14 protein-coding genes are annotated in these 11,726 nt (G+C 36.0%); 1 reads left to right on the plus strand and 13 read right to left on the minus strand.

The features are described from left to right. The 10 genes from ACERC5_RS08920 to ACERC5_RS08965 form a co-directional block, all read right to left on the minus strand. The coding region (locus ACERC5_RS08920) for a recombinase family protein (RefSeq protein ID WP_373660595.1) at positions 1–449 on the minus strand (449 nt) is incomplete at its 3' end. A gap of 98 nt (positions 450–547) precedes the next feature. Then, entirely contained in the window at positions 548–688 is a 141-nt protein-coding gene (locus ACERC5_RS08925) for a hypothetical protein (protein ID WP_373660596.1), read from the minus strand. Positions 689–958: 270 nt separating this feature from the next. Then, on the minus strand, positions 959–1,183 hold the full coding sequence (locus tag ACERC5_RS08930) for a helix-turn-helix transcriptional regulator (protein WP_167786433.1): 225 nt from the start codon (positions 1,181–1,183) through the stop codon (positions 959–961). A 154-nt stretch (positions 1,184–1,337) separates the two neighbouring features. Further along, positions 1,338–1,907 carry a lysostaphin resistance A-like protein gene (locus tag ACERC5_RS08935; RefSeq protein ID WP_373660597.1) on the minus strand — a complete coding sequence of 190 codons (570 nt, stop codon included), beginning with the start codon at positions 1,905–1,907 and terminating at the stop codon, positions 1,338–1,340. 231 nt (positions 1,908–2,138) lie between these two features. Beyond that, entirely contained in the window at positions 2,139–2,870 is a 732-nt protein-coding gene (locus ACERC5_RS08940) for an accessory regulator AgrC (protein WP_373660598.1), read from the minus strand. Then, the gene (locus tag ACERC5_RS08945; protein WP_373660599.1) at positions 2,867–3,583 is read right to left on the minus strand and encodes an ABC transporter ATP-binding protein; all 717 of its coding nucleotides are present in this window, start codon (positions 3,581–3,583) and stop codon (positions 2,867–2,869) included. The genes ACERC5_RS08940 and ACERC5_RS08945 overlap by 4 nt, the downstream gene beginning before the upstream one ends. 2 nt (positions 3,584–3,585) lie before the next feature. Beyond that, positions 3,586–4,329 carry an ABC transporter permease gene (locus ACERC5_RS08950; protein WP_001098119.1) on the minus strand — a complete coding sequence of 248 codons (744 nt, stop codon included), beginning with the start codon at positions 4,327–4,329 and terminating at the stop codon, positions 3,586–3,588. Then, a complete protein-coding gene (locus tag ACERC5_RS08955; protein WP_167786431.1) occupies positions 4,319–5,242 on the minus strand; it encodes an ABC transporter ATP-binding protein in 924 nt (307 codons plus the stop codon). The genes ACERC5_RS08950 and ACERC5_RS08955 overlap by 11 nt, the downstream gene beginning before the upstream one ends. Then, positions 5,239–6,132, minus strand: coding sequence for a lantibiotic ABC transporter permease (locus ACERC5_RS08960; protein WP_373660600.1), 894 nt, complete (start codon positions 6,130–6,132; stop codon positions 5,239–5,241). The genes ACERC5_RS08955 and ACERC5_RS08960 overlap by 4 nt, the downstream gene beginning before the upstream one ends. Beyond that, the gene (locus ACERC5_RS08965; RefSeq protein WP_167786430.1) at positions 6,119–7,258 is read right to left on the minus strand and encodes a ThiF family adenylyltransferase; all 1,140 of its coding nucleotides are present in this window, start codon (positions 7,256–7,258) and stop codon (positions 6,119–6,121) included. The genes ACERC5_RS08960 and ACERC5_RS08965 overlap by 14 nt, the downstream gene beginning before the upstream one ends. 553 nt (positions 7,259–7,811) lie before the next feature. Between ACERC5_RS08965 and ACERC5_RS08970 the strand changes: the two genes are divergently transcribed. Then, on the plus strand, positions 7,812–8,399 hold the full coding sequence (locus ACERC5_RS08970; RefSeq protein ID WP_373660601.1) for a TetR/AcrR family transcriptional regulator: 588 nt from the start codon (positions 7,812–7,814) through the stop codon (positions 8,397–8,399). A 129-nt stretch (positions 8,400–8,528) separates the two neighbouring features. Here ACERC5_RS08970 and ACERC5_RS08975 read toward each other — a convergent pair whose 3' ends face one another. The 3 genes from ACERC5_RS08975 to ACERC5_RS08985 all read right to left on the minus strand — a co-directional run. Continuing rightward, positions 8,529–10,379 carry an SAG1250 family conjugative relaxase gene (locus tag ACERC5_RS08975; protein ID WP_373660602.1) on the minus strand — a complete coding sequence of 617 codons (1,851 nt, stop codon included), beginning with the start codon at positions 10,377–10,379 and terminating at the stop codon, positions 8,529–8,531. Between the two features lie 2 nt (positions 10,380–10,381). Then, entirely contained in the window at positions 10,382–10,744 is a 363-nt protein-coding gene (locus ACERC5_RS08980; protein WP_373660603.1) for an SAG1252 family conjugative relaxosome accessory protein, read from the minus strand. 241 nt (positions 10,745–10,985) lie between these two features. Continuing rightward, positions 10,986–11,726 (minus strand): nucleotidyl transferase AbiEii/AbiGii toxin family protein (locus ACERC5_RS08985; RefSeq protein WP_373660604.1); only part of this gene is annotated, 741 nt, incomplete at its 5' end.

The raw sequence follows: 11,726 nt of genomic DNA on the forward strand, positions 1-11,726 counted from the left end.
GCTTTTTGAGTGCTTCGAACTTTGGTTGAAATGTCTCGACAGTAGCTATCGTTAATTAGACTTTTAATCGGCATGACCAAGTGTGTTTCATTGGTATCAGCCGTCAGGCTATCATAGTGGTCATTGACAGAGATAAACCTAACTCCCATAGCAGGAAAAATTCGCTGGAGGTATTTTCCAGTTTCAATGTAATCCCGACCAAATCGTGACAAGTCTTTGACAATTATAGTATCAATGATCTTATCATTCACCATAGCCATCATACGATTAAAGTCAGGACGATTAAATGTTAATCCACTAATACCATCATCAACAAATTCTTCTAAAATGGTAAAATCATGATTTCTGGCATAGTCTCGCAGGAGCGAGCGTTGGTTGATGATGGAATTGCTTTCCACATTGTCCCCATCATCTCGTGATAGGCGTAAATAAATACAGGCTTGTGTCATATGTTTCTCCTTAACCAGGTATTAGGTGCTTACCGATTAAGGACTGAGGTTCTACTGTTCTATTTTACATCATTTATCAAGACTTGTCCGTTAAAAAATCAAATTTTTTCCAGCTGCCGTCCCAGTAAATCATCTAAAACATCTGTTAGGCTTAATGGTTTATCGGTAACTCGTACCGTCACCTTATAGCCCTCAATCACGACTTGCGGTAAATCCGCACCTATTTGTGTTTTTTCCATAATTCTTAATTCCTTTACGTCAAAATGTTGACCTTAGTGGGTAGAACTGGTTAAGTTCTACATGGGAATCACACCCGCTATCCTTTCTCGATGGCAGCCTAAACGTTTAGAAGTATCATTATCCTCACTTGTATCATGGCAGATAGAGTACCACTCTATTTTATAGTTGATTGTTATCGCTCATATCACAGCGAATCAAACTAAAATGCTCCACAAATGATTAAAGTCCCACCTTGGTCTATTCAGTTGTCAATGAACAGCTAGGAGGGACTATTTTATATTACCATTTATTCGCTTAGGAAAATCTGTTAGACCTAACAAATAATCTGTACTAACATGATAAAGATTAGAAAGTTTAATTAACACTTCAATAGACAGCTGTCTCTCACCTCGCTCAATTTTAGCATACGCTGAATGAGTTAAAATGAGATGGTCAGCTACATCTTTTTGAGTAAAATCATAATCTTCTCTCAAATCCCTTAGCCGTTGGTACATCTAGCTTTCTCCTATGTCCAGTATAAAGTATATTTCATTCTTTTCTTTCAAATTGTCCAAATTGGACAGAAGGAGGTAACAAGCATTGTGATGTAAATAAAAATGCACCAGGTTCCCCCGTGCATTTTGTTGTTTGAAAAATAATCATTCACCCTTAATAACTTAATTCTTGTCTATAAACTCTTTTAAGAAGAGCAACTGTAAGTATGAAAAATACACACAAGACCAAAATACTGCCCTCAATCCCAAAAATACCACCAGTATACAAATCTCGCCCCGTGACATCTGTACAGAAAAAACCACAAGGAATTTTTATCCCACTCACATTCATTCCTAAAGCAATACACGGTAAGCTATTCCATATAAAATGAAATCCACTCCCCAAAGAAAGATTTTTTGTAAAAACTCTGAACAATGACATCAATATCCCAAAAAAGAACAATGTAAAAAATGAGATAATTGTGAAACCACCATTCAAAGAGTGAACAAATGTAAAAGCAAGGGCTTGAATTCCGCTACTAATATACAAGTTAAAACTTTTCAATAAAATCCCAAAAATTTGACCTCTGAATAAGAATTCCTCTGAGTAGCTTTGTACAAAAAATCCGACTATTAATAATAAATATATTGGTGAATTAGGTAAAAAAGAACGACTAATACTAACTTTTGATACTGTTGCAATAGCAAGTAAACAAATCGATAATACAATTGTTCCAATCAACATACCCAATAAATACTTACGGGCATATTCCCCAATATTGATTCGTTTACATAATCGGAATTTATAGGAAAATTGACATCCAGATAATAAGATTAGCAAATTTGAATATTGAAAAACAATATATCCAATAAATTCGACCTTGAGTTTCCGAAAATAGCAAGATAACAAAAACCACTTATTACTTTACAAGAAATAGCATAAAGTAATATCCTAACAGCACTTTTCAATGAATTTCTAATTTCCATTTTTTATAGACGTATTCTCTATCAAATCATCTTTTTTGACTCTACTGCTTAAAATACTAATTGTGAAACAAACTAAAACCGCTACACCTATAGTCAAAAGTACGATAATTAAATTATTCAACTGATATAGGTAGGCTACAAAATTCCCCATAATTGATACAATGATTATAGCAACAATAATGGGGACATTTATTGATTGTGTAATTTGGCCTACCAGAATTGAAGATAACACTACGATAAGTACCAAAAAGCCTGCAAAAATAGTCACGCAGAGGACTTTTAATACATAAACAAACAATCCAGTTGATAAGAAGCCAAGAGAGTGTCCTACAAAATAAAAAATAAGATTTTCAAGCAACAAAATAGGAACTAAACTCAATAAACAATGAATAGATAAAGAAATAATTTTACTTAGGAATATCTCAAATCTGCCACCAGGAAACAAAAATGTAATTTCCCTTGCATTCCCGATATATTCTTTCAATAACAAGCGATTTAAAATGACAACATTATAAATAACAGCTACTGATACTGTTAATGTTGATGCTAAAGTCATTATTCCAGCAGAATCAGTTAAAATAGAGTTTGGCTCAGATTGTTCAAAACGCCCTACCAAACTGAAAAAAATCAAGGCAGACAGGTTGACTAGTATATTTGTCCACATAATTCCTCTAAAATGGCGAATGTGGGTATTTAATTCATAAATAATCTGATCTTTCATACACTGTGTACCTCTTTTATTTCTCTATAGAATTGTTCGAAAGTGCCGAAACCTTGTCGCTTAACTTCCATAACATTTGTGTCAGCCAAAACTTCTCCTTGCTGGATAACAATAAGGTGATCAGTTATCTTCTCTAATTCGGCAAATGAGTGACTCGAAATGATAATTAATTTTCCTTGTTTTTTGAAATCTTTCAATAGCTGCTGAAGCAAAATGATTCCCTCTCTATCCAGTCCATTAAACGGTTCATCTAGTATCAGTATCTCTGGATTATGCAAACATGCTAAAGCAATATTTAAGCGTTGCTTCATACCCAAGGAAAATCTAGAAATCTTATCACCTGAGGAGACATTTAGTCCAAATTGTTTTAGATAGCTTTCAACATCCACAAATGGACAAGAATAATAACGTGAATGATTTTCAAAAGCCTCTTTTACAGTATAAGCTCCAAAGCTATCTGGAAAAGGAAAAACCACTCCAACTTTTTTAAGGAAGTCATTATAATTGAAAGAATTTACGATTTTATCATCAAGAGCAACGGTTCCAATAGGCTTACTTAAGCCCAAAATACATCGGAATAGAGTTGTTTTTCCTGCACCATTATCTCCGATAACACCATAAATTTGCCCATAATTCAAAGTGAGGCAGATATTATTTAATAGCGTCTTGTCCTTGACAACTTTTGTCAAATTAGAAATCAATAACCTACTCATCTTTATTTCCTCCTTGATAATATTGTTAGTGATAAGATAAACCCTAAACAAGACCATGTAATAAGCACAATAAAATTCTGAATACTAACATTTTCTAGCTGAAAGATAGATGAGCGTATTATCTGACTGGATGGTACAAAGGGTAAATAATCATATAAAGTTATCATCCACGATGGTAGCCTATCTGCTGCATAGAGAATCGGAGAAAACAACAATCCACCAATCATAATAAGCTGTGTGACTAAGGAGACAAGATTCGGTGGGAGAATATAGGCAATCGCAAAGCCAACTGACAACAAGGAAAAAATAATCAATAATACAGACAAGGTAGAATTGAGCCCAATTGAAACTTCCAATCCAAAACCAAATTTGCTAATCAATATACTTGATAAAATTCCTGGTAGACATAGTAATCCCCAAATCAATAAATCAGACATCAGTATCTCTATTCTTGAAACAGGCAGAGTTTTCTGATAGTCGTAAATACCATTTTGCTTGGCTTCGCTAATAATTTGAGGTGCTAGCACACAAGTAACGGCAATCACATTTATAGCCATAGCTCCTGTAGACAGATAGAATTTCTCTGCTTGATTAGTTGCATTGGTAATAAATAGAAAACCATAGATAACCGCAAATGATAAAATGATTTGAACAACAACAAAAACCGGAATATAAAACTTGTGACGAAGTAAACTCCATTTTACCAAGCCTCCGAATTTAGATAACCTTTTTTGACTAGTATTCATTTATGTACTCCTCGTAGTCATCAGAGAGATTTTTCAACTTTATCTCGTAACTAATTATTTTATCTGTTTTCAACAAATCAAAAATGACCGATATTACCTCTGTCAAATAGCCATCCTCGACTGTAAACATCAAGCGTTTTTCGACATTATCATATTTCAAATTATCGTGATTCATGAAGTTAGAAATTACTTCTTCATTCGCCCCCGATAGTGACACTTGATGTTTTAGCTGGCGAGCATTTTTTGTTTCTGATACCAGCACATCTCTTTTAATGCGTCCTTTATCAAACAGTAAGTATCTGTCTGCGTATCTCTCCACTTCAAATAAATTATGACTGACGATGATAACTGTGGCGCCACTATTTGCAAGAGAACGCAAGTAACGCCATATCAAGCTCCTTCTAAATGGGTCAACATCATTAGTTGGCTCATCTAGAACAACAATAGATGGGCTATCAACAACTGACATCGCAAAAGAGGTTAATCGCTGAAGTCCACCCGAAAGCTTTTCGCCAGGCGTATGCTTCCATTTGCTAATCTCCAAAAAATCAATCAATTCTTTGGTACGGCTTTCAATCAAAGAAGAATTCATTCCTTTTACAGCACCAATACATTCGATCGCTTCCTCTACTGTGACTCCCTTAATCGGAACTTGAAATTGTGGCATGGAGGAAACAAGTTCTCTCGCCCTTCCTGGATGATTGGTTACATCTACTCCTTCAATATGTATTGTTCCCTCATCTGATGCTACTGTACCATTTATTTGATTCAAGAAGGTGCTCTTTCCAGCTCCATTATGACCTATAATTGCAACAATCTGACCACTATAAAAAGTAATACTAATATCATTTGTAACAATTTTTTGACCGTAAGACTTTTTCAAATGACTTACAACAATAGTTTCTTGCTTCATAAATACCTCACAATTTTTGCTATAAAAAATAAAAGAAGTAAAAATACTAAGATAGTTATAATAACGCTAAAGATACGAACTACTCTCCATACTATCTTTTCTTCATTTGTTAAAGAGTCTCTACTATTATCAAAATCATTTTTTAAAAATGGATTATCCAATAACATATATATCAGTAAGCGACCATCTGTATGTTGTGTTAGTCTTAACTGCCATAGTAGTCTAAAAATCATAATATAGATAGACATGGTTATATATGCATTGAAATAATAATCACTCATTAGGAATAAACCAGACAGGATAACACTGTCAAGCAATGGACCTGCCAAAACAGCCATGATTCTTTCAAAAAGTGGCCAAATCCAAACATGTGTCAAATCAACTGTTGCTATTGATTTTTTCCAAGAAAAGTGTAAAACTCTACATAGACCTGTAACATTATTTGAAAACAAAATATGCATTCCCTCGTGTATTATTGTAGTAAACAGGGAAAATAATATTCCAAATAGTAATAGTAAAACTTGGTTCACTCTACCAAAATCATATTCAAGAAAGGGGAGATTCGTTATACAAAATAAATTGTAAACTATAGAACTTCCTCCAAAAATGATTACAAAAATTCTAAGAAAAATTAGGTAGGTATTATCAGGTTTAGGGACAGAATTACCACTTTTAAAGAAATTATTCTCTTTCAATAATTCAAATAAAGGCTCGTCACTTAAATGATGATGTAACGAATCTATAATAGATTCATTCCAGGTAATTTCATCAAATACTAATAATTCTGAACCTGTTGAATAGAGCAAGTAATCATTTCGACGAGTTTTCCTAAAGTAAATTTCTTGATTGAGTGACTCTATAACAATTACTTCAGTATTATTTTTTGTCATAGTATCTGAAAATTTCCCACTTTTGAGCATCTCCATTGCCACATGTTGGGCAATCGTCAGCGTATCGCTCCCAAGATGGATGAGTAAACGAAGAACCATCTTCATAGTTAATCTCATATTGTGTACTGAGGCTACTTGGTCTCGCATAACCTGTTAGGACACGAACTGCCTCATCAACAATAGCTGCTGTAAGTTGAAAAATAGCTGGTGCATAAGCAATTGTTGGTGGATTAAAATCAATATTTCTAAAGCCTACAAACTGCTCTACAAATTTATCATCATGTAAAGTATAATGGATATTCAAACAATCAAAACAACCAGTCACTTTAGGAATGACAGAAAATACCCGTCCCCGACTAACCTGCGAAGCACCGAATACACAAGGTAAACCTGCTTTAATAATCGCTTGGTTTACTGTTTTTTGTGCTTGGAAAGGAGGTTCGTCAATAACGCAGATGACCAAATCAATACCTTCTGTAAATTCTAGTACATCTTCTGGTGTCTCAATTTTCTTGTTAAAACCTTCGACATTGATTGTAGAATTCATTTCTCGTAATGCATTAACTGCTACATCTACTTTAAGTTTCCCTAAATCAGACTCTCTATACAGCAACTGTCTACCCAAATTACTTCTCTCAACTCTATCATAGTCCACAACTCGTACTGTTTTTGGTCCTAATCCTGACAGTAGTGTCAAAATGTTTGACCCACCACCTCCAAGTCCAAGAAGTAAAATTGAGCTGGAGCTAATTTTTTCTTGTATGTCTATTGGATTTCGGTCATAAGTCATGTACCTACTGAAATAACTAATATTTGGATAGTAACGCTCATCTAAGTCATCCAAGACTTTACTAGGAGTCTCTTCAATCAGATTCTCTGCACTAAGAATATCCAAGCCATCTACGACATCTTCTGCCGTTAAATCTGGAAATCTATCAATCATATGCTTGATAATTTCACCCATCTCCCTACCATCCAGAACCTTTACCAACTCAAGCAACTTTCCTTCTGGGTCTTCAAACTCAGTCGTAATAGAAAGTTGAGCTCCAATGCGAAATAATTCATCATTTAATTGATATACTGGATAAATAGGTTTTACTCTTGGTCTAATGTATTGAAAGTTCATATTTTACCTCTATCATAAATACTGTAAAATGAAAACGCATGAATAATACTTCCATGCGTTTAACAAAATTTTGTACAAAATTTTTAACAAATTGCGAGCTATTTTAGTGCAACAAATACACTTCTACAAACTAATAGTTCGCAGAACCGCATGTGACAACGTCACAATAAATCAGACAATAATCCACCAAGCTGTAGCATTAGCACTTTCAGCTTTACGTACTTTGATGTTTTTCATACGCTTGTTATCTCCTTTCTAAATTGGTTGGTCGACCATTTTAAGTAGGGCAGACTTGCCCTACTACATACCGCCGGTATGTAGATTAATAGTAACATACTTTTGGTATGTTGTCAATAACTGTACTGGAAATTTTTGTTAATTTTTTTACTAAGGAATGTTTCTAAAAAAATTAGCATCAAAATACAACGAACAAAATGATTAGGCAAGTTATATAAAAATGTGTTATAATTGTTATTTAGTTACTCTGTCAACAATAATAATTTATTGATTTTATTGACATAAATAAATTGAAAGGAGAGTTATTTTATAGAATATGGAAAGAACCAAAGAAACGATACTTGAGGTCGCAACTAACCTTTTTTTAACTAAAGGATACGAGCAAACTAGAATTTCTGATATTATAAGTGGCTTAGATGGTTTGACCAAAGGAGCAATTTATCATTATTTTGAATCTAAGGAAGATATTTTTGAGGCAGTTGTCAAAAAAATTGGTTTACAAAACAAAATAACGTTTGATAGGATAAAATTTTCCAAAGATTTAACAGGTTCTGAAAAAATAACACAATTAGTGTCTCTTAGTATAGCTAACGGCAACATGGAAACTATAACTACCATTTCGCCTAAATTACTTGATAGCCCTAAATTACTTGCTTCATTTTTAGAACAAATACAAGAAATTACAATACCTGAATATTTCTACCCCATTATTACAGAAGGTACTCAAGATGGATCAATAAGGACGGAGAATCCTCAACAGCTTGCTGAATTGATAGCCATTCTACTCAATATTTGGCTAAATCCCTTGATATTTGAAAATTCTAAAGCTACCATTGTCTCAAAAATAGATATGCTAAATAAATGTTTGGAAAGCTTCAACATTAAGTTTAATATCGATATGTAGCCAATAATGCACTTAGGAATTTTCTAAATGAACTTCTACTTTCTTTGTCATATACTTATACACTACTAAAAACTCAATATCTATCTCATATCTTAATGGTTTGACAAAGAGAGAATAGACCTCCAAAATCTATTCGAGACCTACTTCGCTTTTACTTGGATGGCCTTTACGGTCAAGGAAAGATAGAGACTGACTAATCGTCTGAACGAATTTCTCTAGCCTTCTAATCTTATATTCGTAATCATCTATCCATTTCATCATGGATTTTTGATTTTCTGCTATTTCTTTCTCAACCTGCTCCAGTTTAATGGTCGGTGTCAGGTTCATCTTGGCATAATCATATTTTGCCAGTCTTCTATTTTCTGGGTCTGAGTTGTTGAGATTGATTAAAACCTCTGCTACCTTGTTAAGATGAGCAACCTTATCCTGCAAATCTGTAATGGTCAAATCTAGCTGGGCGATGTCCTTGATTAACTCGTCTTTGATTTCCTGATAAGATTGGTTGTTGAGGTCTAACTCAATGAGAAGATTAACCTCTGCGATTTTCTCTTTAAGACTGGCAATCGTTGGCCGCCTGCGTTTAGGGATATGCTTGCTGTCGTGAGTGAGTTGACGAATTAGCTCACGGCCTCTCATGTAACGATTGAGGTCTGAACTTTCTTTGTTGTAGATGAAAAACTGAGCGGTCTCACGGATAAAAACATGGTAGGTCTTGCCCTGCTCGCTCTCATGAATATCCAAGTTACGGTTCGGGATAAAGACCAAGCCGTCTTTTTTGATGCCGTAAGTCATCTTGATGAAGATGCCGTCCTTGACCAGCTTGTCAAGCTGGTGGTCTACTAGAACAACTTCAAACTCCTGAATCTTATCTCGCTTCTCCTTGAAATCCTTGTAGGCTGCCAAGAGTTCTTCACTAGGGAGCTTGTCCTTGTCCTGCTCTTCTTGGTAGGTTTCAAAGTCTGAGACCAGATTAGTCAAATCAGGGTCTGGTATGATGTCTCTGTTATCAAAATACTCTTCAAAAAACTGGACATCGTAGAGGTGTTTTGTGCTGACCTTTTTATTCTCAATGGAAATGGTTCGGTCGTCCTCTTTCAAGGTAAAAGTCACATGCTTTTTCTTTTGAGAGATTTTTAGATTTAACTGCTCTGCTATTTCCAAAAGATGAGAGAGGTCACGTGCTCTGGGCAAGATAAAATCCAGTCGCTGCTCAATGGCTCGTTTGGCAAAATGCTCTCGGAAATAGTCCTCGGTGTAGGGCTGTCGCTTATCCAGCTGATTGCCGTGAATGACCTGCTTCATGTCTCGATCGGTCATGAAAAATCTGGCGTGCTTACGAGAGAAATCCATCTCCACGTTGAGAGCGGGAGCCTTGGCCATAAAGTCTTCAAAGCTCTTGCTGTTCTCCATCAGAAAATAGAGCCGCTGCTTGAGTTCAAACTTGTGATTAGTCTTTCGATAGGTTTCAAACTGCTCATGCGAGTAACGATTGGGCGGGAGAATTTTTGCTCCTGCTTCCTTGGCCAAGCGGTCAGAAATCAGGCGAAGGTTTCTCTCTTGGGCATAGTCCCATTTGAGCTTCTTGTACGAATTGAGGTCAATGGAATTTATCAGGATATGGTTATGGATATGGTCTTTATCGGTGTGGGTTGTGACGATGAAACGAAAGTTGCCCCCTGTCAACTCCTTGATAGTCTCGTAGCCAATGCTGTTAATCTCTTCAGCTGTCAGATTATCTTCAGGAGAAAAGGACTGAATCATTTGATTGAGGTTGTTTCCGATACGTTTTAGTTCAAAGACCAGCTCTTCATAGTTACTGGTATCAATGGTCAAGAAGGTCATGTTGGGATTGAGCAGAACCTTTCTGGCATAAGCAGAGAAATTTTTACAGCCACTCTGTCCGATACGGTCGTTCAAAGTTGCCAACTCCTGGTCTGTCAGAAAGACTTTTTTGAGGTTAGTACGGTAACGGTTTTCCATATCTAGCCTCCCATGTACTTGTCACGAAAGTCTGGACTGAGTGGGATAGCCTTCTCGACTTCTGCCATCAACTCCTGAACACAAGTCAAAATAATTCGCAGGTGCTCTGCCGTAACCTGCTGGGTCTGTTCGGCCATGATAGTCACTTGTAAAATGTCTCGACTGATTTGTTCAACCTTCTGGGACTGCCAGAGGGTAAACCAGTCCGTCACTGACTGCCTCCCTTCGACTAAATCCATCAGCTTTTGACGGACAAAGGGGGAAAACTGGTCAGCGTGTTCTTGCTTCATCAGCTTCTGGATCTGCTCCAGTTCCTCTGGTGTCAGATTGATTTCCTTGCGGATAATGCGGTAGTGGTCTGTCATCTTATTGTCCTACTTCTCTACTTGCTACTATCGGGTTAGCCCCGATACCGTATGGAATACGGGGGCTTCCTAAAAGCCTCAACGCTTCGCTTTTCGGCTTTTGCGAGCTCAGTTATTGTGTCCACAATAACCCAAAATCTAATCGCCAGCTGAACCAAAACCTTACAGGTTTGTCAGCCGACGATAAGAAACTATGGTGGCTTCGCCCCCAAACCCCCAAATAAAAATGACTAGCAACAAGCTAATCATTTTCAACTTTTTGTAAGATGTCATCAATCTGTTCAAACACTCCAATGGCTTTATCAAATTTCTGTGGAACTTCTGTATAAAGCAATTCCTCATGTAAGCTTTCATAATTTTTTCGAATATCAGGCGCAATAAACAAAGATTTCCAATTCTCAAAAGCAAACGGTGTATCAGGATTATAGCCCTCAATATGATTTTTTCGCTTTCCGATATAGAACTGATCTGTCCTCTTAGTAAGATGAAGCAATTCCTTCAAGGCTGCTTCATCTGATAAAAAGTTCTGAATGTCTGGATGCCCAAAAAGTTGCACCACATCATAAATATGCCGAACTTTCCTCAATAAGTCTTGATTGAAAGCGTGTCGTTTAACAGCCAAAACCTTATCTAAAAATGTTCGTGTAATATCCAAAACATTGACTTCGACAAGTTCAAGTTCAAATTCTTCGATGACATCAAACTTACTATTTTTCTCTAAATAATCTTGGATATAGGTTTGGAGTGTCATCTTCTGACTTGGTTCTGGTCTAATAGTGCTTCCTATTTCTAGTTTAATCCGATAATCTGACCCAATGTCATCTAACCAGACGAGAGAACTTTTAGCCACCTTACTTCTTTCATCAGGTAACTTTTGAATAGACAAGCCAGACCACAGCACTTCCTCGATTTTCTTAAGAGCCCTATCTTTTTGTTTCTCGCTAAGCTCAGTATTCAAAAATGTTAAATCAATATCCTCTGA

It is taken from the genome of Streptococcus sp. E24BD, assembly GCF_041807825.1.
In the GTDB taxonomy this organism is placed as follows: domain Bacteria; phylum Bacillota; class Bacilli; order Lactobacillales; family Streptococcaceae; genus Streptococcus; species Streptococcus entericus.